Source organism: Bacillus sp. PS196 (genome assembly GCF_037963555.1).
GTDB lineage: Bacteria > Bacillota > Bacilli > Bacillales > Bacillaceae > Bacillus > Bacillus subtilis.
In genome coordinates this window covers 1,079,093-1,103,994 of record NZ_CP150159.1, presented here as the reverse complement: position 1 = coordinate 1,103,994, position 24,902 = coordinate 1,079,093, and the positions used below count along the sequence as shown (strand labels likewise).

The 24,902-nt window shown below is 44.4% G+C and carries 26 protein-coding genes; 15 read left to right on the top strand and 11 right to left on the bottom strand.

Annotation, left to right across the window (positions count from 1 at the left end):
* The first annotated feature begins 6 nt into the window (after positions 1-6).
* Positions 7-1,059, top strand: a complete 1,053-nt coding sequence (gene ntdC / locus NST79_RS05770; protein ID WP_106073786.1) for a glucose-6-phosphate 3-dehydrogenase NdtC — start codon at positions 7-9, stop codon at positions 1,057-1,059.
* A gap of 71 nt (positions 1,060-1,130) precedes the next feature.
* Positions 1,131-2,336 (top strand): glucose/mannose transporter GlcP, encoded by a 1,206-nt coding sequence (glcP, locus tag NST79_RS05765; protein ID WP_116315431.1) that lies wholly within the window; start codon positions 1,131-1,133, stop codon positions 2,334-2,336.
* A gap of 156 nt (positions 2,337-2,492) precedes the next feature.
* Here the strand turns inward: glcP and NST79_RS05760 are convergent, their stop codons facing one another.
* The 4 genes from NST79_RS05760 to NST79_RS05745 all read right to left on the bottom strand — a co-directional run bounded on the left by NST79_RS05760 (position 2,493) and on the right by NST79_RS05745 (position 5,908).
* A complete protein-coding gene (locus NST79_RS05760) occupies positions 2,493-3,020 on the bottom strand; it encodes a MarR family transcriptional regulator (RefSeq protein WP_042977771.1) in 528 nt (175 codons plus the stop codon).
* A gap of 76 nt (positions 3,021-3,096) precedes the next feature.
* A complete protein-coding gene (locus tag NST79_RS05755; RefSeq protein WP_212058968.1) occupies positions 3,097-4,596 on the bottom strand; it encodes a monooxygenase in 1,500 nt (499 codons plus the stop codon).
* Positions 4,597-4,776: 180 nt separating this feature from the next.
* Positions 4,777-5,283: a signal peptidase I gene (gene lepB / locus NST79_RS05750; protein ID WP_003233128.1), complete on the bottom strand. Its 507-nt coding sequence runs from the start codon at positions 5,281-5,283 to the stop codon at positions 4,777-4,779.
* A 1-nt stretch (position 5,284) separates the two neighbouring features.
* A complete protein-coding gene (locus NST79_RS05745) occupies positions 5,285-5,908 on the bottom strand; it encodes a VTT domain-containing protein (protein ID WP_010886465.1) in 624 nt (207 codons plus the stop codon).
* Between the two features lie 151 nt (positions 5,909-6,059).
* On the opposite strand from NST79_RS05745, the gene NST79_RS05740 reads away from it, so the two are divergent.
* The 3 genes from NST79_RS05740 (at position 6,060) to NST79_RS05730 (ending at position 8,296) form a co-directional block, all read left to right on the top strand.
* Entirely contained in the window at positions 6,060-6,422 is a 363-nt protein-coding gene (locus NST79_RS05740; protein WP_212058966.1) for a hypothetical protein, read from the top strand.
* Between the two features lie 207 nt (positions 6,423-6,629).
* Positions 6,630-6,830, top strand: coding sequence for a DUF3311 domain-containing protein (locus tag NST79_RS05735; protein ID WP_003224377.1), 201 nt, complete (start codon positions 6,630-6,632; stop codon positions 6,828-6,830).
* A complete protein-coding gene (locus tag NST79_RS05730) occupies positions 6,827-8,296 on the top strand; it encodes a sodium:solute symporter (protein WP_015252422.1) in 1,470 nt (489 codons plus the stop codon). Before NST79_RS05735 ends, NST79_RS05730 begins: the two co-directional genes overlap by 4 nt.
* A 42-nt stretch (positions 8,297-8,338) precedes the next feature.
* On the opposite strand, the gene NST79_RS05725 is transcribed toward NST79_RS05730, so the two are convergent.
* Positions 8,339-8,608 (bottom strand): excalibur calcium-binding domain-containing protein, encoded by a 270-nt coding sequence (locus NST79_RS05725; RefSeq protein WP_072173850.1) that lies wholly within the window; start codon positions 8,606-8,608, stop codon positions 8,339-8,341.
* A gap of 216 nt (positions 8,609-8,824) precedes the next feature.
* Here NST79_RS05725 and NST79_RS05720 point away from each other — a divergent pair, with 216 nt between their 5' ends.
* Complete coding sequence (locus tag NST79_RS05720; protein ID WP_041851019.1) at positions 8,825-9,724, top strand: SDR family oxidoreductase; 900 nt, start codon at positions 8,825-8,827, stop codon at positions 9,722-9,724.
* A 46-nt stretch (positions 9,725-9,770) separates the two neighbouring features.
* Here NST79_RS05720 and comK read toward each other — a convergent pair whose 3' ends face one another.
* Positions 9,771-10,349 (bottom strand): competence transcription factor ComK, encoded by a 579-nt coding sequence (comK, locus tag NST79_RS05715; RefSeq protein ID WP_003245329.1) that lies wholly within the window; start codon positions 10,347-10,349, stop codon positions 9,771-9,773.
* Positions 10,350-10,641: 292 nt separating this feature from the next.
* Here comK and NST79_RS05710 point away from each other — a divergent pair, with 292 nt between their 5' ends.
* Positions 10,642-10,875: an IDEAL domain-containing protein gene (locus NST79_RS05710; protein ID WP_003233142.1), complete on the top strand. Its 234-nt coding sequence runs from the start codon at positions 10,642-10,644 to the stop codon at positions 10,873-10,875.
* A gap of 27 nt (positions 10,876-10,902) precedes the next feature.
* Here the strand turns inward: NST79_RS05710 and NST79_RS05705 are convergent, their stop codons facing one another.
* Positions 10,903-11,760 (bottom strand): SDR family oxidoreductase, encoded by an 858-nt coding sequence (locus NST79_RS05705; protein WP_003245662.1) that lies wholly within the window; start codon positions 11,758-11,760, stop codon positions 10,903-10,905.
* A 111-nt stretch (positions 11,761-11,871) separates the two neighbouring features.
* Here NST79_RS05705 and NST79_RS05700 point away from each other — a divergent pair, with 111 nt between their 5' ends.
* The 6 genes from NST79_RS05700 (at position 11,872) to phoE (ending at position 18,722) form a co-directional block, all read left to right on the top strand.
* Positions 11,872-13,401, top strand: coding sequence for an FAD-dependent oxidoreductase (locus NST79_RS05700; protein WP_212058965.1), 1,530 nt, complete (start codon positions 11,872-11,874; stop codon positions 13,399-13,401).
* A 138-nt stretch (positions 13,402-13,539) separates the two neighbouring features.
* Positions 13,540-14,838 carry a heme-based aerotactic transducer HemAT gene (gene hemAT / locus NST79_RS05695; protein ID WP_003245216.1) on the top strand — a complete coding sequence of 433 codons (1,299 nt, stop codon included), beginning with the start codon at positions 13,540-13,542 and terminating at the stop codon, positions 14,836-14,838.
* 134 nt (positions 14,839-14,972) lie between these two features.
* Positions 14,973-15,533 carry a biotin transporter BioY gene (locus NST79_RS05690; protein WP_003233151.1) on the top strand — a complete coding sequence of 187 codons (561 nt, stop codon included), beginning with the start codon at positions 14,973-14,975 and terminating at the stop codon, positions 15,531-15,533.
* 6 nt (positions 15,534-15,539) lie between these two features.
* Positions 15,540-16,979: an acyl-CoA synthetase gene (locus tag NST79_RS05685; RefSeq protein ID WP_212058964.1), complete on the top strand. Its 1,440-nt coding sequence runs from the start codon at positions 15,540-15,542 to the stop codon at positions 16,977-16,979.
* Positions 16,976-18,070, top strand: a complete 1,095-nt coding sequence (locus tag NST79_RS05680) for an acetyl-CoA C-acyltransferase (protein ID WP_019712349.1) — start codon at positions 16,976-16,978, stop codon at positions 18,068-18,070. Before NST79_RS05685 ends, NST79_RS05680 begins: the two co-directional genes overlap by 4 nt.
* A gap of 70 nt (positions 18,071-18,140) precedes the next feature.
* Positions 18,141-18,722 (top strand): histidine phosphatase family protein, encoded by a 582-nt coding sequence (gene phoE, locus NST79_RS05675; protein WP_212058963.1) that lies wholly within the window; start codon positions 18,141-18,143, stop codon positions 18,720-18,722.
* A gap of 31 nt (positions 18,723-18,753) precedes the next feature.
* On the opposite strand, the gene NST79_RS05670 is transcribed toward phoE, so the two are convergent.
* The 3 genes from NST79_RS05670 to NST79_RS05660 form a co-directional block, all read right to left on the bottom strand.
* Positions 18,754-19,725, bottom strand: coding sequence for an ABC transporter substrate-binding protein (locus tag NST79_RS05670; protein ID WP_032721272.1), 972 nt, complete (start codon positions 19,723-19,725; stop codon positions 18,754-18,756).
* 216 nt (positions 19,726-19,941) lie between these two features.
* Entirely contained in the window at positions 19,942-20,934 is a 993-nt protein-coding gene (locus NST79_RS05665; RefSeq protein WP_019712915.1) for an acryloyl-CoA reductase, read from the bottom strand.
* 71 nt (positions 20,935-21,005) lie between these two features.
* Positions 21,006-21,455, bottom strand: coding sequence for a GNAT family N-acetyltransferase (locus tag NST79_RS05660; RefSeq protein ID WP_019712916.1), 450 nt, complete (start codon positions 21,453-21,455; stop codon positions 21,006-21,008).
* Between the two features lie 434 nt (positions 21,456-21,889).
* On the opposite strand from NST79_RS05660, the gene aprE reads away from it, so the two are divergent.
* Positions 21,890-23,035, top strand: coding sequence for a subtilisin AprE (gene aprE / locus NST79_RS05655; RefSeq protein WP_015715621.1), 1,146 nt, complete (start codon positions 21,890-21,892; stop codon positions 23,033-23,035).
* Positions 23,036-23,073: 38 nt separating this feature from the next.
* On the opposite strand, the gene NST79_RS05650 is transcribed toward aprE, so the two are convergent.
* A complete protein-coding gene (locus tag NST79_RS05650) occupies positions 23,074-24,354 on the bottom strand; it encodes a M48 family metallopeptidase (protein WP_003233175.1) in 1,281 nt (426 codons plus the stop codon).
* 148 nt (positions 24,355-24,502) lie between these two features.
* Here NST79_RS05650 and NST79_RS05645 point away from each other — a divergent pair, with 148 nt between their 5' ends.
* Positions 24,503-24,898: a hypothetical protein gene (locus NST79_RS05645; RefSeq protein WP_003245187.1), complete on the top strand. Its 396-nt coding sequence runs from the start codon at positions 24,503-24,505 to the stop codon at positions 24,896-24,898.
* Positions 24,899-24,902: the final 4 nt, after the last annotated feature.

Here is a 24,902-nt window from a genome sequence, read left to right as displayed (position 1 = left end):
ATAAAAATGAAGAAGATCGGCATCATAGGTGCAGGTGGTATTGCAAGAGCGCATGCAACTGCTTTATCTACAATAAAAAATGCAGAGTTAGTAGGGGTATATGACATAAATCAACAAAATGCGGAAAGCTTTGTGAAAACTTTCGGCGGGAAGTCATTTGAAAACGCAGATGAACTAATTGATGCCTCAGAAGGTTTAATTGTAGCATCACCAAACTTTTGCCATAAAGAACATGCTTTGCAAGCATTAGCAAAACATAAGCATGTATTGTGTGAAAAGCCTATGGCTATTTCTCTTGAAGAAGCAAGCATAATGAAAGATACTGCTGAAAGGTTGAGCGTAAGAGCCAGTATGGGATTTAATTATAGATATTTATCTTACGTAAATATCTTAAAAAGCTTAATTATCAATAATGAACTAGGTAACATACTGTCCATAAAAGTACACTTCAAGAAAAATAGTGCACTTAGACGTAAGAAATTTACTTGGAGAGATGACGCTAACAGTAAGAAGACGAGTGGATCATTGGGGGATCTGGGTATTCACCTTATTGACATGGTATGGTATTTGTTCGAGAGTGATTTCATCACAGAATCAGTAAGGGCAAAAATGAACACAAATGTAAAAACAAAAGAGGATAAACAGGTACTCGTAGATGACTATGCAGAAATTTATGGCCAGCTGAAGAACAAGGTATTTGTAAATATCATCACATCAAAATGTTCTGTACCTGAAGACTGTGGTTTTAGCATTGAGGTAGTTGGTCACAAAAAAGAGTTTAAATACCACACAGGTAATCCTCACGTTTACAAGCTCATAGATGGCTTGAACGTGGTAGACTGCCCAGTACCGCAAAGCCTATTAAACGATCCGCCAAACGAGTTTTATGGATGGGCTGATTCTTTTAGAAGCGAGTTAATCAATTGGATTGCATCAACTCAGAATGATTGGGTTGAGATCCCTTCTTTTAGTGATGGTTTTAGATCTCAGGAAGTGTTAGAAATGTTCTTTGAGAAAGACAGCAACTCTCAACCAATGTCTGTTTCAGCAGTCAACTAGTATTTCGAAGAGAGAAGTTACTAAAAAAGCAGGAATTTATTTTCCTGCTTTTTCATATAGGGGTGTAATGAATGTTAAGAGGGACATATTTATTTGGATATGCTTTCTTTTTTACAGTAGGTATTATCCATATATCAACAGGGAGTTTGACACCATTTCTATTAGAGGCTTTTAACAAGACAACAGATGATATTTCAGTCATAATCTTTTTTCAGTTTACCGGATTTCTAAGCGGAGTATTAATCGCACCGTTAATGATTAAGAAATACAGTCATTTTAGGACACTTACTTTAGCTTTGACAATAATGCTTGTAGCGTTAAGTATCTTTTTTCTAACCAAGGATTGGTATTATATTATTGTAATGGCTTTTCTCTTAGGATATGGGGCAGGCACATTAGAAACGACAGTTGGTTCGTTTGTTATTGCTAATTTCGAAAGTAATGCAGAAAAAATGAGTAAGCTGGAAGTTCTCTTTGGATTAGGCGCTTTATCTTTCCCATTATTAATTAATTCCTTCATAGATATCAATAACTGGTTTTTACCGTATTACTGTATATTCACCTTTTTATTCGTCCTATTCGTAGGGTGGTTAATTTTCTTGTCCAAGAACCGAAAGTACGCTAAGAATGCTAACCAACAAGTGACCTTTCCAGATGGAGGAGCATTTCAATACTTTATAGGAGATAGAAAAAAATCAAAGCAATTAGGCTTTTTTATATTTTTTGCTTTCCTATATGCTGGAATTGAAACAAATTTTGCCAACTTTTTACCTTCAATCATGATAAACCAAGACAATGAACAAATTAGTCTTATAAGTGTCTCCTTTTTCTGGGTAGGGATCATCATAGGAAGAATATTGATTGGTTTCGTAAGTAGAAGGCTTGATTTTTCCAAATACCTCCTTTTTAGCTGTAGTTGTTTAATTGTTTTGTTGATTGCCTTCTCTTATATAAGTAACCCAATACTTCAATTGGGTGGTACATTTTTGATTGGCCTAAGTATAGCGGGCATATTTCCCATTGCTTTAACACTAGCATCAATCATTATTCAGAAGTACGTTGACGAAGTTACAAGTTTATTTATTGCTTCGGCAAGTTTCGGAGGAGCGATCATCTCTTTCTTAATTGGATGGAGTTTAAACCAGGATACGATCTTATTAACCATGGGAATATTTACAACTATGGCGGTCATTCTAGTAGGTATTTCTGTAAAGATTAGGAGAACTAAAACAGAAGACCCTATTTCACTTGAAAACAAAGCATCAAAAACACAGTAAAAAACGTATAAAATAAAGATACTAATAGACATATCGTATAAGCAGTGCAAATTCCTGAACATCTTGAATTTCATTCTTCAAGAGGAAATCTGATTTACGTTACAGCCTTGAAAAAGATAGAAAAAAGCGAAAAACACGCACCGCAGTGCGTGTTTTTTATTTAAAAATGCTCGGGAGACCCCCTTCAATTTCTTCTGACGACGGATACCATTTTGTCACCAGATCCCGAAACAGCCGTTCCGCAAAAAGAATCTCTTCCTCGGTATAGCGGTCAAAAAATGACAGAAAACGCTGTTCAGCCTTCTGATGATAATATTTGTGCAAACTGTGCAGCTTTTTTCCAGCAGGCGTCAATCGGAAGTAGACCTCCTTTTTATTATCGCTGAGCTGTGTTCTGTGAAGGAAGCCTGCGCCGAGCAATTTTGTGCTGATGCGTGATACAGTCGCTTTTGTCGTATTCATTTTTTCTGCTATCGACGTGACATTAATTGGTTCATTGTCCCCGACACAAGATAGAACATGAATTTCTGTCATCGTCAATTGAGATTTACTCCCGTGCTCTACATCCAGCTTCCTCAATTCGTCAGATAAAAAGGCTTTAATAAGCCCCTCCCATTTCTCCTGCTGATGAATGAGCTCCGCATACAATTCAAAAAGATTGCGTGTCGTATGATCTGTGTTCATCGGGTTTTCCATCCTTTTTCATTCGATTGTTTCTTCTATCATACCGTTTTGTTACAGATGAAACAATCGAATTGAATTATACTCGGCTGGTGACGGAAAACCAGCGGCTGATCCCTTTTTGAATCACCTCGGCACAATCGGGCGCTGATGCATCCACCGCCCAGGCTACATGTCCATCGGGACGAATCAATATGGTATGCACATCCCGCAACTTTTCATTCGGTTCTGCAAGCGAGGCGGTTACCGTACGTAAGCCTTTCACTTCGATATGATCATCAGCTTCCTGCCTCAATGACAGCAAAACGAATGTCCCGTTTTGGAGAAAGCTGTACAGCCGTTCCGAATTGCCGTCGGAAAGAATCAGCTTCATGTCAGGGAGCCTTGCCCCATTCAAACGATTCGGCGGCATGGTACGATCAGCTTCATATCTGACATCCAGCGCAGAAATTTGCCCCGCTACATATCGATTCACATCAGGGAAGGCCAGCAGCTCCGACATCATGCTTCGCAAATGGAGGCCTGCTTGAGTGAAATCGATCAGCTTTGTCTGTGCCTCCGTGTTTCTCAGGAGACCTTCAGCTGCCGGGTGCCGCTCGTCATGGTAGCTGTCCAAAAGCCATGAAGGCGCAGAGCCTTTGATGGCCGCCGCCAGCTTCCACCCAAGGTTCATCGCATCCTGAAGGCCGACATTCAGTCCTTGCCCGCCCGCCGGAAAATGAATATGCGCGGCATCACCCGCAAGAAAGATTCTGCCGTCCCGATACCGTTTCGCTTGGCGCGCGGCGTTCCCGAACCGCGACATCCACGAAGGGTCGCTTAAACCAAAGTCAGTTCCGCAAATTCGCAGGAGGTCAGCTTTCAGCTCTTCCTCAGTCATAGGCACATCTTTCGGTGTTTGCGTGCGATAAGGGCTGATCACAACGACACGATATCGGTCTGAAGATAACGGAACAATCATAACACCGCCCTCTTTTGTGCAAAGGGACAGCACGCCTGACGCCGGCGGAGAAAGGAGCGCCACATCCCCAAGCGCAGCGGTGACAGTGCTGTCTGTTCCCGGAAACTCAATTTTCGCCTGTTTCCGGACGGTACTCCCGGCGCCATCTGCCCCAACGGCAAACTTGCTTGTGATCGTCCGTACACTGCCGTCCCGATCCTTAAAAATTGTTTGGACCGCTTCCCCGTTTTGCGTAACCGCCAGCGCCTCGGCACCCCGAAACACCTCTGTTCCCAGGCTTCGTGCATGATCTTCAAGAAGCTTTTCTGTTTTGGACTGCGGGAGCAAAAGCGTGTAAGGACAGCTCGTATCCAAGCCTGAAAAATCCAGACGGGTATCCAGCATTGAAAAATGTCCGGTAGGTATCTTGCTTCCCTTGGATACGAACCGCTCTAAAATCCCTCTCATCTCAAGAAGCTCCAGCGTTCGGGGGTGCAGCGTCAACGCCTTGGAATGCGGAACAGGTTTTTCAAGCCGTTCAATCACACATGTTCCCACTCCGGCCATTGCAAGCTCAGAAGCCAGCATAAATCCAACCGGCCCTCCTCCTATAATCACTGCTTCATATTTCATCATCATTCACCACTCCTTTTGTTTCATGAAAAACGAACAAAAACCAATAAAAACGGCCCTCCAGTCAAAAAAATATATAAATTTTGTTACACAGGTAACAATTTTGATTATAGCTCCTTACAAATTTTTCTTCAACACATTTTTCCAAACGGCATACAAAAAGACGCCTCTTCAATTAGCGTCTTTTTATTCGGCATCAGAAATCACACCGACAATATTTTTTTCTCTTATCGGACCAAAATGCCGGCTGTCGAAGCTGTATATGCGATTATCTCCAACGACAAAATATTTTCCTTTCGGCACCTTGCTTGTTCCCGTCACATCTTTCAAAGAAAAATCACCCGTTACATGGCTGCCGGCAGAAACAGATTTCAAATGCTTCAAAAATGGCTCAGCAACCTGCTTTCCGTTCACATACAGCTGATCATCTTTATATTTGATCGTTTCACCGGGCAAGCCGATTACCCGTTTAATCAGCACTTTATGATCAGGGCCTTTAAAAAGGACGATGTCAAAACGATGGATGGTTTTAAATCGATGCGAAAATTTATTGACCAACAATTCGTTTCCTTCCTGGAAGGTCGGGTTCATACTGACGCCTTCTACCTTGTAATCAATAAAGACAGCATTTTTAACCTGAATGGCGAGAACAACGGACACTACACCGGCAAGAAACCAAAACCGTTTTTTCATGTTACTGTCTCCCTCCATCATGCTCACGCTGACTGGCTCTTACATGCAGATACCGCTCCACCTTTTTGCCGACATACCATAAGACAGTGATCACCAATACGGCGATGACCGTTCGAATCGGCTGTGTAATCAGCGCGTGCAGATCATATCCGATGAAGCTGATCATAAAAATCATGACAAGCTTCCCCGAGGCTGCCGCCAAAATAAACGGCCGCGTTCCGATCCTTGACAAACCGGCAACAACATTCACCGCGGCTGACGGTGTAAATGGAAAACAAAGCAGAAGAAACATGGGACCGAAGCCGTGTCTTTCCACCCATAACATCAGCTTTCTGACAGACGGATGACTGCGGATAAATCCAAGCAATTTTCTCTGTCCGTATTGACGGACAATCAAAAAGACGAGAATGGAACCAGCAGTTGATCCCGCCCAGGACAGGATGAATCCTTCCCACAAGCCAAACGAGTTCGTATTCGCCACCACAAACACGATCAGCGGCAAAAACGGGAGAAATGCTTCAATTAAAGGCAGCAGCACAGCAATGAGCGGACCGAAAGCCCTATAGCTTTGAAATAATTCAGTTAAATGTTCTTGTGTCAAATAGGATAAAAAATGCTCCAACATTTATACTCCTTACCGGGTTTGTCTATCCTTATTCTACACATTATCAGCAGAAAACTAAAAAGTTTTGGTGATTTTTTCTGTCTTGAAACATTTCACCAGCCGATATAGAATACGAATAGAACAAACGTTCCCTTAGAAAGAAGGAGTCAACATGCCAAATCTGCAGGAGGAAATATACGATTTAATTGAACGGGCTCTCTTTTTGCCCATGGCCATTACGATTTTTAACCGTGATCTCGCCGGAATTGAAGAAAGCACATTAAAATTGAAGCATCCTTATAAACAGCTTATCAGCAAATCATTAAAAATAGCACAAAAGGATTTGATGGAGGTCAGAAAAGAACTGAGGAAAAGAAAAATTGCAATCCGCGAGACGGATCGCGATGAGGCCTTTACGCTCTATACATTTGTCATCGACGGTTATGAAGAAAACCATCGCTATTTTAATCCGCGAATCCGTGAGCAGGTCAGCGAATTATTAACATACTATCTATTTGCCCCAGACAGACTCTGAGCCTTTTGAATCATACTGCCCGTTTCCTCTTCGGGCGATTCAGATCATTAATTTCAGACAATTCACACTATACAAACAAAATAAATTTATTTATAATTCGAACCACAGCCTTTCACCCTAAAAAGTGACATGTGCTGCCATATCTGCGACATCATTTTCAGTACGCTTAGGCTTGTACACCCCAATCCTAAATAGAAGGAGGATTCTATGAAACTGATTCATGTTCTTGCCGCTTTGCCCTTTATCGGAATCTTACTCGGCATCCCTTTTGCAAATAAGGTGACCCCCTATGTGTTCGGCATGCCGTTTATTCTTGCCTATATTGTGATGTGGGCTCTTTTGACCTCTGCGCTGATGGCGATTGTGTATGTCCTCGACAAGGAAAATAAAAAGGAGGAAGCAGAATGAATGCAGCTCTCATCATCATCTTCGGTGTCCTGCTCTTGAGTATTTTTCTCGGTATACGCGCCCAAAAAGGAAAAGACATGAACCTGGAGCAGTGGACGGTCGGAGGGCGCGGCTTCGGAACTGTTTTCGTCTTCCTTTTGATGGCAGGCGAAATTTATACTACTTTTACGTTTCTCGGCGGCAGCGGCTGGGCCTACGGAAAAGGCGGTCCAGCCTTTTATATCATCGCCTACGGATGTCTGGCCTACATCCTTTCTTACTGGCTTCTTCCAGCAGTTTGGACGTACGCGAAACAGCATAAACTGATGTCGCAGTCTGATTTTTTCACAAAAAAATACAACAGTCCGCTGCTTGGCATTCTCGTTTCACTGGTCGGCATCGCCGCACTCATTCCCTATCTTGTACTGCAGCTGAAAGGCCTCGGGCTGATTGTATCGGAAACCTCGTACGGCAAAATCACCCCGACCGCTGCCATCTGGATCGGCGCTGTTTCCATCACGGTTTATGTTATGGTTTCAGGCATTCACGGGTCTGCCTGGATATCGGTTGTGAAGGACATCATGATTCTGGTTGTCGTTCTGTTTTTAGGTGTGTATTTGCCAATTCATTACTACGGCGGATTTCAAGACATGTTTCAGCAGATTGAAACGGCAAAGCCTGGCTTTCTTACGCTACCCGAATCGGGACAAAGTGTAGCCTGGTTCAGTTCAACCGTACTCTTGACAGCGCTCGGGTTTTACATGTGGCCTCACACGTTTTCCGCCTCGTATTCAGCCGAAAACCCAAAAGTGTTTCGTAAAAACGCCATCATCATGCCTTTGTACCAGCTGGTCCTGCTCTTCGTCCTTTTCGTTGGCTTTGCGGCTATCCTGCAAGTTCCAGATCTGAATGGCGCAGACGGGGATTTGTCGCTTTTGAGACTGTCTCTGCAAGCATTTGACCCTTGGTTTGTCGGAATTATCGGTGCTGCCGGACTGCTGACAGCACTTGTGCCAGGGTCTATGATCTTAATGTCCGCCTCCACACTGTTTGCAAAAAATGTGTACAAGGTAATCGCGCCCCGCACGACAGAACAGCAAGTATCGGCGCTTGCTAAGTTTTTAGTGCCGGTGATTGCGCTGATTTCGGTGTATTTTACCTTCAAAGGCGGGAATACCATCGTTACGCTGCTTTTGATGGGCTACAGCCTTGTCACACAGCTATTCCCCGCCCTTTTGTTCAGCCTGTTCAAGCATAATATGGTGACAAAGCAAGGAGCTTTCGCCGGCATTATTGCAGGTGTCGGAGCAGTTACTTATATTACAATGACGGAAACGACGATCGGCACTTTATTTCCGGCTCTGCCGCAAGCCGCAAAAGACTTGAATGTAGGAATCGTCGCCCTGCTTTTGAATATCACGGTCATGATGGCAGTCAGCCTTATGACAAGGAAGGCGAAAAGTGCTGCGGCCGATCAGGCGGCCTAAGCATAAAAAAAGCAATCTGGACACCAGATTGCTTTTTCTTATTTACCGTTCACAGGCGATAAGATCTTTATCGCGGTCTTTGTTTTTATTGGCATCATAAAGGTCCTTAGAGACGTAAGGCTTGTACTTCGTTTTTCCGCCTTTGTTTTTCGCCTTCGAAGTGCGGGCCACTCCGCCTTTGTATACTTTGTTTAACTCCTTGCAGTTCTTATAGACCTTCACCTTTGTTTTGGCTTCCGCCACATGATCAGCTCCGTATGAAAAACCGAAAACGAGACCGAGTGACAGCAAAACCGCCGCCGCTTTTTTCATGACGATTCACTCCCCCAACACCCAATATTTAGTTGATTTATAGCTCGAATTTATCATAATTCATATAGTCTTATTTGACAAGATAAATATGGAAGAAGGCTTTGTTTTTTCTTGTTTTCTTTTTCCTTCACTATTCAAACTGCCAAAACATGTTTTTCTGCTTATGCTCAGGGGTACACATACGAATGTACACCAAACAGAAAAGGAGCGTTGCTGATGTCTGATTCAAATCTTACGAATCCTATAAAAGCATTTTTTCATGATGAATTTCCCGAACAATATCAAGAACCGCCAGGCCTGCAAAAGAACATGAAGCCTGTCCCTGATTGCGGAGAAAAAAGCTACAAAGGATCAGGTAAACTAACGGGTCGAAAAGCGCTTGTCACGGGCGGCGATTCCGGTATCGGCCGCGCTGCCGCAATTGCTTACGCCAGAGAAGGTGCCGATGTGGCCATTAACTACTTGCCCGAGGAACAGCCAGATGCTGAAGAGGTAAAAGAACTAATTGAAGCAGAAGGCCGAAAAGCAGTGCTGATCCCCGGAGATTTGAGCGACGAATCCTTTTGCCAAGATCTAGTCAAACAGTCGCATCACAAACTCGGCGGACTTGATGTGCTAGCGCTCGTTGCAGGTAAACAGCAAGCGGTCGAAAACATCGAAGATCTGCCTACTGAACAAATCTATAAAACATTTGAAGTGAACGTCTTTTCCCTTTACTGGGTTGTAAAAGCGGCGCTTCCGTATTTGCCGGAGGGAGCTTCAATTATCACAACTACCTCAGTTGAAGGCTATAATCCAAGCCCGATGCTGTTAGATTACGCAGCAACGAAAAACGCCATTATCGGCTTTACCGTCGGACTGGGAAAACAGCTTGCTTCCAAAGGCATCAGAGTAAATTCAGTTGCGCCCGGACCAATTTGGACACCGCTGCAAATTTCCGGCGGACAGCCGACGGAAAACATCCCGAAATTCGGACAAGGCACGCCGCCAGCTCCATTAAATCGCGCTGGGCAGCCAGTGGAATTGGCCGATGTTTATGTATTTCTAGCTTCAGAGAATTCAAGCTATGTGACATCTCAGGTATATGGCATCACCGGAGGAATTCCGACGGCATAGCTTTATGAAAGGAGCTGCCCTGTTCGGTCAGCTCCTTCCTATTTTTCTAATACCGTTCCCCGAGCTCACGCAAAATAAAATCATAAATCATCTTCGTCCGCTCTTCTTTCGGGTACAGCATAAATTCCTGTCTTTTCGGCACGCGGTGGTCGATTCTGTCTTGGAATTTGGTTCTGAGCCACGCTGTTCGGTATACCTGGTTCTCGAACGAATTATAAGAGATCGGCAGCTCCATCGTTTTCCCATTGGAAAACGTCACTTCCGTATCGTCGAATTCAGTCGCTTTGAATTCTTTTACATGCACATGGGAAATCCAGCCGCATTGGGGTCTTGTCGAAGAAAGTGTAGGGAATAAAAAGATTTGGTTCGAAGGGTCCACCATGATCGGCGGCTTGTGTGAAATTTTTGTCACTTCATAAGTTCCTGCTTTTCTTCCCGCATAGCTTGATCCAAAAAATCGGCAGCTTCTGTCGACAATTTGCAGCGGCTTCATGTTGACATAAAACACGCAATCTTTTTCAATAATTTTGGAACAGATTTTGCCGTCTATTTCTTCTGGCAGCACTGCAATTGTTGCGCCGTTCACTTCATACGATTCTAAAGGTGCGTCTGTTTTCTGACTCATATTATGGCCTCCATCCTTTTTCTGCAAAATTTATACTAATAATCTATCATCTGTTTTTGTAAAACGACAGGTTTTTTTAACATTTAAGATAAAATCATCTTTTAATGATATTTAATGGTACTAAATGACTAGTAATAAACCGATTTTACTTTCATAAGACTTGCCGGTTTACGGCATTTTGCAGGATATGTCGATAGATTGCCAAGTATTAGTTGTCTAAAAATTATAAAAATTTATTGATTTTTTCGACCGTTATCCATATACTATAAAAAAGGCATTGGGGGGATTCTTTATGAAAGAGAAAAAATCGTACACTGAGCTCATGAAGTCCCGCAACACGCAAAAAACAAAAGAATTCGATGTCACAATGACGGATATTTACATTCAAATGGTGCTCGATGAATCCTTGTATAACCGTCGGCTTGCCATGCTGACGGACCAAATTAACAAAGCCTTGGACGAAAAAGATAAAGATGCGTTTCTTACGCTCTCTAAAGAATATGCAGCGCTCAAGCAGAGCGAATAAGCCAATCCTTCAAGGATTGGCTTTTTATTATCCGTTCACAATTGTTCCGCCATTGACGTGAATCGTCTGCCCTGTGACGTATGTGGAATCATCGCTGGCAAGGTATAGATAGCTTGGCGCCACTTCGACCGGCTGTCCCGGGCGTTCCATCGGCACGTCTGAACCAAACACTTCCACGTCTTTTGCGGCAAAGCTGGCCGGGATAAGCGGTGTCCAAATGGGACCCGGTGCCACTGCATTGACCCGTATGCCCTGCTGAACAAGCGACTGGGAAAGGGACCTTGTAAACGTAACGATCGCGCCTTTTGTCGCTGAATAATCGATCAGCGTTTTATTGCCTTTATAGGCGGTAATTGAAGCGGTATTAATAATAGAGCTCCCTTTTTTTAAATGAGGCAGCACTGCCTTTGTTAAGTAAAACATGGAAAAAATGTTTGTTTGGAAGGTTCTGATCAGCTGGTGGCTGGTGATTTTTTCAATGCTGGGCTGGACATGCTGCTCAGCTGCATTGTTAACCAATATATCAATGGATGGAAACACTTGGCTTGCCTGCCCGACCACATCATTGCAAAACGCTTCATCCCCGACATCTCCTGCAATCAGCAGGCATTTTACCCCTTCCTTTTCTACATACTGCTTTGTTTCCTCGGCGTCCTGATGTTCATTCAAATACACAATGACCACATTAGCCCCTTCTTTTGCGAATAACACCGAGACAGCGCGTCCAATCCCGCTGTCTCCTCCAGTAATAATAGCGGTTTTGCCCTCTAATTTTTTCGCTTTCTTCGGCTTATCAAAAACCGGACGCGGGTCCATCAAATATTCAAAACCAGGCTGCTGGTTCTGGTGCTGAGGCGGTAATGTTTTCTTTTTTTGATTCGCCAATGAAATCACTCCTTTTCAACCTTATTATGTTATGAACAATGCCTGCTTCCTATGTATGAAAAGATAGAATATGGAAAAATTAAGAATAAATCTGATTGGAGGTATAACGGCTTGGCTAATCAACATTTTGCAAAGGAAGCACCTGAAACATACTGGAAAACATCAACTGACCTGCCTTCTTTTCCTGCGCTTCAAGAGGACACTGAATGTGACGTCACCATTATCGGAGGCGGGATTACGGGAATCACAACGGCATATGAACTTACGAAGAGAGGCTTCCGTGTCGTTTTGATTGAAGCAAATCAGGTTCTTAACGGAACCACTGCGCATACAACTGCTAAAGTTACCGCACAGCATGACATGATATACGACGAATTTATCCGCCATTTCGGATTAAACCATGCGAGGCTTTATTATGAAGCAAACCAAAACGCAATTGATTACATAAAAGGCATTGTGGATGAACATCAAATTGATTGTGAATGGATCGAGCAAGACGCATATCTTTATACGGCAAATGAAAACGCTGTTCAAAAAATCCGCACCGAGCATGAGGCATACACAAAGCTCGGAATTGAAAGAGACCTTATCAAGGATCTTCCAATTCCCTTAGGTTCTAAGTTGGCGCTTGTCATGAAGAATCAAGCTCAATTTCATCCGCTTCAATACTTAAAAGCGCTTCTGGAGCAAATTGTTCAAAAAGGCGGCCGAATTTATGAAGAGACCGTTGCGCTTGATATCAAAAAAGGCGAAAAGCCCGAAGTGGTAACAAAAAGCCGGCACGCCATTAAGAGCCGCTTTATCATATGCTGTTCCCACTTCCCTTTTTATGACGGAGGCGGATTATATGCTGCGAGAATGTACTCCGACAGATCTTATGTCCTTGCCATCAAGCCGAAGATCGAGTATCCCGAGGGCATGTATTTGAGTATCGATCAGCCGTCAGTGGCGCTCCGCTATACGGTTGTAAACGGTGAAAAGCTGATTCTCTTCAGCGGAGTAAGCCATAAAACAGGCCAGGGAAAAGCCATGTCTACACATTATGAAACACTGAGACAACTGGCCGAAAGCACCATCGGCATCGAAAGTATTCCATATTATTGGTCCACACAAGATCTAGTGACGATCGACAAAATCCCGTTTATCGGGCCGATGTCGGAAAATGAGGACAATATTCTAGTAGCGACCGGGTTCAAAAAATGGGGCATGACGTCCTCAGCAGTCGCAGCCACTCTATTGTCAGACCTTGTGGAGAAAAAAGACAATCCATACGAAAGCATTTTCACTCCGTCCCGTTTCCATCTGAATCCCGGGTTGCAGAAAGTGATTTCCTACAATGCCGATGTCGCCAAGCATTTGATTAAAGGAAAGCTTGAAAAGCCTGATGTCCAATTTGAAGACATTTCGCCAGGAGAAGGGAAAGCCGTCACCATAAACGGCAGGCGAGCGGGAGCATTTCGGGATGAGACAGGCTGCCTCCATCTCGTTGATACGACTTGTACCCATTTAGGCTGCGAGGTCGAGTGGAACGACAGTGAGCATACGTGGGATTGTCCGTGCCACGGATCACGCTTTAAGCCATCTGGCGAAGTTGTAGAGGGTCCGGCCATTAAACCATTAAAACAAATAGATCTCGATTAAACCGTTCATTTTAATGAACGGTTTTTCAAATATTTTTCATCTGCAGCTTCATTCATGTTTCTCTTGGCCGATAAAAAAGAAAAAGGCTTAAAAAGCCAAAAAGTAAAAATTATATTTTTCCCAAGGGGGATCATTGTATTGTTATTTAAAAAAGACAGAAAACAAGAAACAGCTTACTTTTCAGATTCAAACGGACAGCAAAAAAACCGCATTCAGCTCACAAACAAACATGCAGATGTCAAAAAACAGCTCAAAATGGTCAGGTTGGGAGATGCTGAGCTTTACGTGTTAGAGCAGCTTCAGCCACTCATTCAAGAAAATATCGTAAATATCGTTGATGCGTTTTATAAAAACCTTGACCATGAAAGCTCATTGATGGATATCATTAATGATCACAGCTCAGTTGACCGCTTAAAACAAACGTTAAAACGGCATATTCAGGAAATGTTTGCAGGCGTTATCGATGATGAATTTATTGAAAAGCGTAACCGAATCGCCTCCATCCATTTAAGAATCGGCCTTTTGCCAAAATGGTATATGGGTGCGTTTCAAGAGCTTCTTTTGTCAATGATTGACATTTATGAAGCGTCCATTACAAATCAGCAAGAACTGCTAAAAGCCATTAAAGCAACAACAAAAATCTTGAACTTAGAACAGCAGCTTGTCCTTGAAGCGTTTCAAAGCGAGTACAACCAGACCCGTGATGAACAAGAAGAAAAGAAAAACCTTCTTCATCAGAAAATTCAAGAAACCTCTGGATCGATTGCCAATCTGTTTTCAGAAACAAGCAGATCAGTTCAAGAGCTTGTGGACAAATCTGAAGGCATTTCTCAAGCATCCAAAGCCGGCACTGTAACATCCAGCACTGTTGAAGAAAAGTCGATCGGCGGAAAAAAAGAGCTAGAAGTCCAGCAAAAACAGATGAACAAAATTGACACAAGCCTTGTCCAAATCGAAAAAGAAATGGTCAAGCTGGATGAAATCGCGCAGCAAATTGAAAAAATCTTCGGCATCGTCACAGGCATAGCTGAACAAACAAACCTTCTCTCGCTCAATGCATCTATTGAATCCGCCCGCGCCGGAGAACACGGCAAAGGCTTTGCTGTCGTGGCAAATGAAGTGCGGAAGCTTTCTGAGGATACGAAAAAAACCGTCTCTACTGTTTCTGAGCTTGTGAACAATACGAATACACAAATCAACATTGTATCCAAGCATATCAAAGACGTGAATGAGCTAGTCAGCGAAAGTAAAGAAAAAATGACGCAAATTAACCGCTTATTCGATGAAATCGTCCACAGCATGAAAATCAGCAAAGAGCAATCAGGCAAAATCGACGTCGATCTGCAAGCCTTTCTTGGAGGGCTTCAGGAAGTCAGCCGCGCCGTTTCCCATGTGGCCGCTTCCGTTGATTCGCTTGTCATCCTGACAGAAGAATAACCATCAAAAACCGGTCTGCCATACGGCCGGTTTTTTTGCGTTCATTATGTAAACTTAAATTAAAAATCAGTTGACATAATAATTGCCTGCATTTATTGTATAACCATATTTGATTACTTTTTGGAGGATTTCACATGCTGAAATTAATCGACATGATGCATATTGCGATTTTCACCGCGCTGATGGCAGTGCTCGGCTTTATGCCCCCTCTCTTCTTATCCTTTACACCCGTTCCGATTACATTGCAAACGCTTGGTGTCATGTTGGCAGGCAGCATTCTCAGGCCAAAGTCTGCTTTCTTAAGCCAGCTTGTCTTTTTGCTGCTCGTCGCCTTCGGAGCGCCGCTGTTGCCCGGCGGACGAGGCGGTTTTGGTGTGTTTTTCGGACCGAGCGCAGGCTTTTTGATTGCTTATCCCCTCGCTTCATGGCTGATCAGTTTAGCCGCTAACAGGCTGCGGAAGGTGACAGTATTGCGTCTCTTTTTCACTCATATCGTATTCGGCATCATCTTTATTTATCTGCTTGGTATACCGGTACAAGCTTTTATCATGCATATTGATTTGTCACAGGCCGCCTTCATGAGCCTTGCATATGTGCCTGGTGATTTGATAAAAGCGGCTGTATCTGCATTTCTGGCGATAAAAATCACTCAAGCCTTGTCTCTTTCTGATACGATGTTTACAAAAGGAGGATGACACTACATGACAATTACTCATACCTATTCATCTACTGCCGAAACATCGCCCGGCCGTGTAGCGATCCAGACTGAATCGGAGCAAATCACGTACCAGGATTGGGATCGGCTTGTCTCTCAAACCGCAAATTGGCTGCGGTCACAGCCGAGCATGCCGAATCGTGTGGCGATCCTGCTCCCAAATAGTCTCGCGTTTTTACAGCTGTTTGCCGGAGCCGCAGCGGCTGGATGTACGGCCATTCCCATCGACACACGCTGGAGCCCGGCTGAATGTAAGGAGCGGCTGTCCATAAGCAATGCGGATCTTGTGGTTACTTTAGCCTTTTTCAAAAACAAACTGACAGATAGCCAGACACCTGTTGTATTGCTGGATAACTGTATGGCAGATATTTCTGAGGCAGCCGCTGATCCCTTGCCTACCATTGATCCGGAGCACCCTTTTTATATGGGATTTACGTCGGGCTCGACAGGAAAACCGAAGGCCTTTACGCGATCTCACCGCTCATGGATAGAGAGCTTTACCTGTACAGAAACAGATTTTTCAATTTCATCAAATGACACGGTATTGATTCCCGGGACGTTAATGTCCTCTCACTTCTTATACGGGGCAGTCAGCACTTTGTTTCTCGGAGGAACCGTTTGTTTGCTGAAAAAGTTTTCTCCTGCCAAAGCGAAGGAATGGCTGTGCCGTGAATCCATCAGTGTTCTCTATACCGTACCGACGATGACAGACGCCCTCACAAGGATTGAGGGTTTTCCCGACAGTCCCGTCAAAATCATTTCATCCGGCGCAGACTGGCCGGCAGAATCCAAGGAGAAGCTTGCCGCTGCATGGCCTCATCTCAAGCTGTACGATTTTTACGGCACATCAGAGCTTAGTTTTGTGACGTTTTCTTCACCGGAAGACAGCAAACGGAAACCGCATTCAGCGGGCCGCCCTTTTCATAATGTCCGGATCGAAATCCGCAACGCTGAAGGAGAACGCTGTCAGCCAGGCGAAGTCGGAAAAATATTTGTCAACAGCCCGATGCGGTTTTCCGGCTATGTGAACGGCAGCACACCAGATGAATGGATGACAGTGGATGATATGGGCTATGTTGATGAAGAGGGCTTTCTATACATATCAGGAAGAGAAAACGGGATGATCGTGTACGGAGGATTAAATATTTTCCCAGAAGAAATTGAACGTGTGCTTCTCGCCTGCCCAGAGGTTGAAAGCGCGGCTGTCGTTGGCATTCCCGACGAGTATTGGGGAGAAATCGCTGTAGCTGTCATTCATGGAAACGCTAATGCCAGAACACTGAAAGCCTTGTGTAAACAGAAATTAGCCTCCTATAAAATTCCGAAAAAATGGGTGTTTGCAGACAGCTTGCCGGAAACGAGCAGCGGAAAAATTGCCCGTTCCAGCGTGAAAAAATGGCTGGAAGAGAGTATACAGTATAAATGAATGCGGTTATTGTTGATGCAAAACGAACGATCTTTGGAAATCAAAACGGACTGCTGAAGCCCTTCCTGCCGGAGGATTTGTCAGCTCCCATCATCCGCTGTCTCAGCCGAAAGCTAGAGGATCAAATTGACGAGGTCATTCTCGGAAACGCTACCGGCAGAGGCGGCAATCTCGCCAGACTGTCAGCCCTTCAAGCCGGACTGCCTTTATCGGTTCCCGGAATGACAATTGACAGACAGTGCGGCTCCGGCCTTGAAGCTGTGCGCTATGCCTGCAGTCTTATTCAAGCGGGAGCCGGCACGATGTATATCGCGGGCGGCTCAGAAAGCAGCAGCCAATCCCCTTTTTCAGAACGGGCCCGCTTTTCTCCAGATGCCATCGGCGATCCAGACATGGGCATTGCGGCAGAATATACGGCTGCACGCTATTCCATCAGCAGAAGCATGCAGGATGAGTACGCGCTTCTCAGCCATCAACGCAGCAGGAACGCGCATGATGAAGGATTTTACCGTGAAGAAATTGTTGCTCTTGGGGAATTGGAGATGGACGAAGCATTTTTGAAAACGCGGCCGATAGAAGCGATTATTCCCCGTGCAAAGCCGGTTTTCGACACCAGCTCCGGAACAGTCACAGCAGCCAACAGCAGCGGCATAGCAGACGGAGCAGCCGCTCTTTTGGTAATGGAAGAAGAAAAAGCGGCAGCCCTCGGACTTAAGCCTGTGCTTCGGTTTATCGGCAGCGCTGTCAGCGGCATTCACCCCAACTATCCGCCCGCGGCACCGGTTGATGCGATCCGTAACCTCTTACATACACACGATGTAACACCTGAGGATATCGGTTTATTTGAAATCAATGAAGCCTTTGCCGTCAAAATTTGTGTCTGCTCGCAAGAACTCGGCATTCCCTTTTCAAAAATCAATGTGCGCGGCGGCGCCTTAGCTCTTGGCCATCCGTACGGTGCATCAGGTGCAGCTCTGGTAACCAGATTGTTTTATGAAGCGAAAAGACGAACAGACTGTCAATATGTGGTTGCAGCCATCGGAAGCGGCGGCGGAATTGGACTTGCTTTATTATTTGAAGTTCTTGCATAGGCTTTTTCATAGGACACACGCTTTCGATTTAGTATAATAGCGATATGAATAAAGTCAGGAAGGGGATTTTATGACAGCCGTTTGTTTAGTAAGACATGGAGAAACCGATTGGAACCTGCAGCAAAAATGCCAAGGCAAAACCGATATCCCGCTAAACGCAACAGGTGAACGCCAAGCAAGAGAAACCGGAGAATATGTAAAGGACTTTTCTTGGGATATTATTGTGACGAGCCCGCTGAAAAGAGCGAAAAGAACCGCGGAAATTATTAATGAATATCTGCATCTTCCGATAGTCGAGATGGATGATTTTAAGGAACGCGATTACGGCGACGCGGAGGGCATGCCGCTGGAGGAACGGACAAAGCGCTATCCAGATAACATCTATCCGAATATGGAAACGTTAGAAGAACTCACTGACAGGCTGATGGGCGGTTTGGCAAAAGTGAACCAGGCGTATCCAAACAAGAAGGTGCTGATCGTGGCGCACGGTGCGGCAATTCACGCCCTGCTGACGGAAATATCCGGCGGTGACCCGGAGCTTCAAAGCACCCGCCTCGTCAACGCCTGCCTCAGCAACATTGAATTTGCAGAAGAAAAATGGCGGATAAAAGACTATAATATCAACAGCCACTTATCCGGCTTTATCAGATAAGAAAAAGACAGGCGTTTGCCTGTCTTTTCTTTTATTTCTTAGCAGCCGTCATCTCTTTTTGAAGCTCGTCCAAAATGGCATTCGCCCCGTCTACACTGCGGCGCAGAGACCACACCGCACGATCCACGTGGTATACATGCCCGTTTTTCACTGCCTTCAGTTTTTTCCAAAGGACATTCTTTTCGATCGGGCGTTTACCGTCGGCGTCGAGGTCATCTGTTTTTCCTGTCATCAGGATGATCACATCCGGATCTGTTTTCAGCAGCTGCTCCAGTGTCATTTTCATATTCACAGAGTCGCCGCCATTGCTTGAATCGCTATTGCCTGACGTACTGATTGCATATCGATAGCCGACCTGTGTTAAAAGTCTCGATGTAAAGAAGTTTTCATCCCTGGCCATAATCGTATCATTTGTATTTCCGATCAAAAGCACGGACTGGCTGTTCGCGCTGATTTTCTGCTTTGTCTCGCTAAGCTTTTCTTCATGCGCCGTCAGCTTTTTCTCCATTTCCTTCTCCTTGCCGACTGCTTTTGCAATCGTAAGCGAAGCGTCAATTGTATCCTGATAATCAGCATTTAAATTATTAAGCGCAATCGTCGGCGCTATTTTTTTCAGCTGATCGTACACCTTCTTATGCCGGGTCGTGTCAGCAATAATTAAATCGGGTTTTAATGAAGCAATCTTTTCCATGCTTGGCTGTGAGCGAGTGCCGACAGATGTGTAGCCGTCAATTTTCTTCAGCACATCCTTGTTGATCAGCTGCTTCGCTTTGTTGTCATCGGCAACCCCGACAGGCGTAATGCCGAGATCAAGCAGTGTATCAATAAAACCTAGCTCAAGAACAACAACCCGCTTCGGATGCTCAGGCACATTTGTCTTCCCTAAATCATGTGTTACCGCCACTTTATGTTCTTTACTGTTTTGATTGCCGCTTGAAGACGAGCAAGCAGCCGTTAAGACAGAAAGAAGTAAAACTGTAAGAATAATCAGTGTTTTTTTCATATGTTCCAGTCTCTCCTGTTGGTAGTTTCTATGGTTAAGATGTCCAAGAGTAGTATAACACGGAATGAGAATCATTATCACCAATTATTTTTAAAATGAGAAGAGAAAGTTCGGCTTACAGGAAAATCTTGTTTCGCGACACAGCAGTTCAGCAGCTGATCATCCTGTCCACAAAAAAGCTTGCAGAAAAATAACATTCTCTGCAAGCTGATCCTGTTAAAGCTTCACAATCACTCTTCCTTGAATGCGATTTTGCAAAATATCTTTTAACGCACCCGGCGTTTCTTCCAATGATACTTCCCTGTCCACGATGGTCAGCAGCTGATCAGGCTTGAGATCAGAAGACATGCGCTCCCAAACAGCGGCTCTGACGTCCATCGGACAATATACTGAATCGATTCCGAGCAGGCTTACTCCGCGAAGAATAAAAGGATACACGGTTGCCGGAACTTCTCCTCCGCCGGTTAAGCCGCTCACTGCGACAGATCCGCCGTATTGAATTTTGCTTAAAAGCGAGGCAAGCTGTTTTCCGCCGACTGGATCAACCGCTCCCTGCCATTGCTGCTTGGACAGCGCCTTAAGCGTTCCGTCATAGACATCTTCCCTGCTGATTACTTCGCTTGCACCAAGCTGTTTCAAATAATCAGCCGCCTCCCGGTTTCCGGTACTTGCCACCACATCATAACCCCGCTTGTTCAGCATCGATACCGCAATTCCGCCGACACCGCCGGTTGCTCCTGTGACTAGCACGCTGCCTTTTTCCGGAGACAGACCGTTCTGTTCAAGCCGATGCACTGATAACGCCGCAGTAAATCCCGCCGTTCCGTACACCATCGCTTCTTTTAACGAAAGATTCTGTGGCAAAGGCACCAGCCAGTCACCAGGCACCGAAGCGTATTCACTTAATCCGCCATCACGGGAGACACCGAGCTCATAGCTTGTCGCGATCACCTCATCCCCCTCCGCAAAACGCGGATCATTGGAAGAGACGACCGTACCCGCAGCATCAATGCCTAAAATAAGCGGATACTCTCTGACGATATTGCCTCCTGCTTTTCCGGCCAGACCATCTTTGTAATTAATGCCGGAATAAGCAACTTTAATCAGGACACCATCCTTCGGCAAATCCTCTGTTGATATGGTTTTCACATGGACTGAAACATCATAGGCATTTTTTTCTGCCTGCAATGCTTGAAATAACGTTGACATTCGGCACACTCCTTTTCATTTATATCGTAACCGAAGAACGTTCAAAAAACCAAATCATCAAGCCGCCATTTTCACTTCGCCGGCACATTGAGACGATAATGGACAAATCCGGTATCCTCTTCATAGCCGTTTTGCTCATACAAGCTTCTTGCCTTCCGGTTGTGGTGCTCAGTCTGAAGTGTTAAACATTTTGCCCCGTTTTCCTCTGCATAATCCTTTGCGGCAGAAAGAAGCCGGCCGCCGGCTCCCTTTGTACGCGCATGAGGAACGACAAATAAGTCATTTAATATGTAGATCCTTTTCATTGACACAGAAGAAAACGTTGGATAGAGCTGGGTAAAGCCTATGAATTCTCCATTTTCTTCTGCTATCAAAATAACAGACTCGTGATTTTCCAAACGAGCTTTCAAAAAAGCCTCTGCCCCTTGCAAATCGGATGCCTGTCTATAAAATTCCCGATATTGGTTAAACAGCGGCGCAATGGCGGCCGCATCTGATGTCTTTGCTTGGCGAATGTTCATCTTATTTCTTCCTCCCTCTCAATAATTTTTTCATTCTATCCCTTTTCTGTAAAGTTTATTTTTCAGAATACTTTTATCATCATGCTTTGAAAAAATATCACGATAATATCCATTGTTCTCACGGAAGCACACGCAGGTCATTTGAACGAATTTTTTCGACAGGAATTTGCCGGGACTCAGGAGCATTTAACCTAAAAAAGCATGACATTTCAGCATAATGAACATTTACTCATGTCTATTTTCGTTCTTTTCTGTATGAAAATAGTTATTTCGAGTCTCTACGGAAATAGCGAGAGATGATATACCTAAATAGAGATAAAATCATCTCAAAAAAATGGGTCTACTAAAATATTATTCCATCTATTACAATAAATTCACAGAATAGTCTTTTAAGTAAGTCTACTCTGAATTTTTTTAAAAGGAGAGGGTAAAGAGTGAGAAGCAAAAAATTGTGGATCAGCTTGTTGTTTGCGTTAACGTTAATCTTTACGATGGCGTTCAGCAACATGTCTGCGCAGGCTGCCGGAAAAAGCAGTACAGAAAAGAAATACATTGTCGGATTTAAACAGACAATGAGTGCCATGAGTTCCGCCAAGAAAAAGGATGTTATTTCTGAAAAAGGCGGAAAGGTTCAAAAGCAATTTAAGTATGTTAACGCGGCCGCAGCAACATTGGATGAAAAAGCTGTAAAAGAATTGAAAAAAGATCCGAGCGTTGCATATGTGGAAGAAGATCATATTGCACATGAATATGCGCAATCTGTTCCTTATGGCATTTCTCAAATTAAAGCGCCGGCTCTTCACTCTCAAGGCTACACAGGCTCTAACGTAAAAGTAGCTGTTATCGACAGCGGAATTGACTCTTCTCATCCTGACTTAAACGTCAGAGGCGGAGCAAGCTTCGTACCTTCTGAAACAAACCCATACCAGGACGGCAGTTCTCACGGTACGCATGTAGCCGGTACGATTGCCGCTCTTAATAACTCAATCGGTGTTCTGGGCGTAGCGCCAAGCGCATCATTATATGCAGTAAAAGTGCTTGATTCAACAGGAAGCGGCCAATATAGCTGGATTATTAACGGCATTGAATGGGCCATTTCCAACAATATGGATGTTATTAACATGAGCCTTGGCGGACCTTCTGGTTCTACAGCGCTGAAAACAGTCGTTGATAAAGCCGTTTCCAGCGGTATCGTCGTTGCTGCCGCTGCCGGAAACGAAGGTTCGTCCGGAAGCTCAAGCACAGTCGGCTACCCTGCAAAATATCCTTCTACTATTGCGGTAGGTGCGGTAAACAGCAGCAACCAAAGAGCTTCATTCTCAAGCGCAGGTTCTGAGCTTGATGTGATGGCTCCTGGCGTATCCATCCAAAGCACACTTCCTGGAGGCACTTACGGTGCTTACAACGGCACGTCCATGGCGACTCCTCACGTTGCCGGAGCAGCAGCGCTAATTCTTTCTAAGCACCCGACTTGGACAAACGCGCAAGTCCGTGATCGTTTAGAAAGCACTGCAACATATCTTGGAAACTCTTTCTACTATGGAAAAGGGTTAATCAACGTACAAGCAGCTGCACAATAATAGTAAAAAGAAGCAGGTTCCTCCATACCTGCTTCTTTTTATTTGTCAGCATCCTGATGTTCCGGCGCATTCTCTTCTTTCTCCGCATGTTGAATCCGTTCCATGATCGACGGATGGCTGCCTCTGAAAATCTTCACAAGCACCGGAGGATCAACCTGGCTCAGCCCCGTCACGGCCAAATCCTGAAACGTTTTAACAGCGGCTTCTCTGTTCTCTGTCAACTCGATCCCATACTGGTCAGCCTTATTCTCCTGATAACGCGAGACAGCATTAGAAAAAGGCGTCACCGCAAAGCTCAAAACAGAAAACAAAAGCAATAACAGCGGAAGTGCCGCAAGATCATGCCGCCCTTCTAAATGAAACATGCTGCGGGTTAGGCGAACCGTCCGCTTGTAAAGCTTATCAATGACATAAAATCCGGCGAGCGACACGAGCAAATAACCAGCCAGACCGATGTAAACGTGCTTCATGACATAATGGCCCATTTCATGGCCCATAATAAACAGGATTTCTGAATCGTCAAGTTTGTTCAGCGTCGTATCCCACAATACAATCCGTTTATTGGCCCCAATTCCTGTAACATAGGCATTCAGCGCATTTGTTTTTTCTGACATGTTCACTTCATATACATGGTCAGCCGGAATATTGGCTTCATCTGCCAGCTCTAAAATTTTGCTTTCAAGCTCTTTGTTTTTCAGCGGATAAAAATCATTGTATAAAGGGTCGATAATGACCGGCTGAATAAAAAACAGAAACAGCGAAAACGGCACTGTTAACAGCCAGGCGTATAACCACCATTTTTTTTCATGCCTTTTGATCAGCCAATAAAAAACGAGAACGCAAAGCGTAAAGATTGGAAAGCTGATCCAAAAGCTGATAACCTGATCCTTAGCCCAGCTGGCCGTTGTCTGTGTGGAAATGTTATAGTCAAGCGATACTTGATAGCCTATCCAATCTAAAGGCAGCGTCACCAATGTTGTAATCAGCGAAAGCACAAACACAAAACCAACGGTCTGCAAAAACCGAAAAGGCACGGCCGCTTCGATCCATTTCTTGATTTTCTTTGAAACACCGCTGACAAGCAGAACAAAAAACAGAAACCAATCAAGTGGTACCCCGATAAAAAATAAAAAATTCTTGACATTCGAATACTGCTCGGCCACTGCCAACTCAGACGGCTTCATGAAAGAAGCCGGATCAGCCTGCGTCCCTTTCACGGCTTCCGGTATTGCGGAATCACCCGACAGGAAAAAATACCAATAAAAAAACAGCCCGTACAGCACGTAAGCAAGTCCTGCTGCCGCAATCCACTTGCGCATAACGCCTCACTCCTCACATCAACCCGTTACTTCTATTGTAATCATAAATTCAAATTCTTAGAACCAAGCTGTGTTCCGCACTTTTCCACCCTTTTAAGCATGGAAAGCCCGATCGCTGGGAAAACTAACAATGTTTGGAGTGATGCAAATGAAAAAAATAGTGGCAGCCATCGTGGTAATCGGTCTTGTGTTTATCGCATTTTTTTATCTTTACAGCCGATCAGGCGATGTGTATCAATCGGTAGACGCGGATTTGATCACACTGTCTTCAAGCGGCCAGGAAGATATCGAGATTGAAAAAAGACAGCACGTCAAAGATATGCTGGATATTATGAATCAGGGAAAACAGGTGAAGACAGAAAAAACATCAGCCCCTGATTACGAAGGGACAATCAAGTTTCATAAAGACCGGTATGACTCATTCAGACTATGGATTGACGGCAGCCAGCAAGCCGTTTTTTTGAAGGATGGCACATACTACAAATTAAGCAAAAATGATACAAAGGCGCTGCTAAATATTATTAAAAAAGAAGCAAAGGATTGAAAAT

Excerpts from the sequence above, each read along its gene's own strand:
- NST79_RS05755 (WP_212058968.1), bottom strand. The coding sequence starts at position 4,596 with ATGATGATGAAATATGAAGCAGTGATTATAGGAGGAGGGCCGGTTGGA.
- NST79_RS05730 (WP_015252422.1), top strand. The coding sequence starts at position 6,827 with ATGAATGCAGCTCTCATCATCATCTTCGGTGTCCTGCTCTTGAGTATT.
- NST79_RS05650 (WP_003233175.1), bottom strand. The coding sequence starts at position 24,354 with ATGCGCAAGTGGATTGCGGCAGCAGGACTTGCTTACGTGCTGTACGGG.
- NST79_RS05735 (WP_003224377.1), top strand. The coding sequence starts at position 6,630 with ATGAAACTGATTCATGTTCTTGCCGCTTTGCCCTTTATCGGAATCTTA.
- NST79_RS05740 (WP_212058966.1), top strand. The coding sequence starts at position 6,060 with ATGCCAAATCTGCAGGAGGAAATATACGATTTAATTGAACGGGCTCTC.
- NST79_RS05760 (WP_042977771.1), bottom strand. The coding sequence starts at position 3,020 with ATGAACACAGATCATACGACACGCAATCTTTTTGAATTGTATGCGGAG.
- glcP (WP_116315431.1), top strand. The coding sequence starts at position 1,131 with ATGTTAAGAGGGACATATTTATTTGGATATGCTTTCTTTTTTACAGTA.
- NST79_RS05710 (WP_003233142.1), top strand. The coding sequence starts at position 10,642 with ATGAAAGAGAAAAAATCGTACACTGAGCTCATGAAGTCCCGCAACACG.
- phoE (WP_212058963.1), top strand. The coding sequence starts at position 18,141 with ATGACAGCCGTTTGTTTAGTAAGACATGGAGAAACCGATTGGAACCTG.
- NST79_RS05725 (WP_072173850.1), bottom strand. The coding sequence starts at position 8,608 with ATGAAAAAAGCGGCGGCGGTTTTGCTGTCACTCGGTCTCGTTTTCGGT.
- NST79_RS05670 (WP_032721272.1), bottom strand. The coding sequence starts at position 19,725 with ATGAAAAAAACACTGATTATTCTTACAGTTTTACTTCTTTCTGTCTTA.
- NST79_RS05745 (WP_010886465.1), bottom strand. The coding sequence starts at position 5,908 with ATGTTGGAGCATTTTTTATCCTATTTGACACAAGAACATTTAACTGAA.
- NST79_RS05690 (WP_003233151.1), top strand. The coding sequence starts at position 14,973 with ATGCTGAAATTAATCGACATGATGCATATTGCGATTTTCACCGCGCTG.
- NST79_RS05680 (WP_019712349.1), top strand. The coding sequence starts at position 16,976 with ATGAATGCGGTTATTGTTGATGCAAAACGAACGATCTTTGGAAATCAA.
- NST79_RS05665 (WP_019712915.1), bottom strand. The coding sequence starts at position 20,934 with ATGTCAACGTTATTTCAAGCATTGCAGGCAGAAAAAAATGCCTATGAT.
- NST79_RS05645 (WP_003245187.1), top strand. The coding sequence starts at position 24,503 with ATGAAAAAAATAGTGGCAGCCATCGTGGTAATCGGTCTTGTGTTTATC.
- NST79_RS05720 (WP_041851019.1), top strand. The coding sequence starts at position 8,825 with ATGTCTGATTCAAATCTTACGAATCCTATAAAAGCATTTTTTCATGAT.
- NST79_RS05660 (WP_019712916.1), bottom strand. The coding sequence starts at position 21,455 with ATGAACATTCGCCAAGCAAAGACATCAGATGCGGCCGCCATTGCGCCG.
- lepB (WP_003233128.1), bottom strand. The coding sequence starts at position 5,283 with ATGAAAAAACGGTTTTGGTTTCTTGCCGGTGTAGTGTCCGTTGTTCTC.
- NST79_RS05685 (WP_212058964.1), top strand. The coding sequence starts at position 15,540 with ATGACAATTACTCATACCTATTCATCTACTGCCGAAACATCGCCCGGC.
- comK (WP_003245329.1), bottom strand. The coding sequence starts at position 10,349 with ATGAGTCAGAAAACAGACGCACCTTTAGAATCGTATGAAGTGAACGGC.
- ntdC (WP_106073786.1), top strand. The coding sequence starts at position 7 with ATGAAGAAGATCGGCATCATAGGTGCAGGTGGTATTGCAAGAGCGCAT.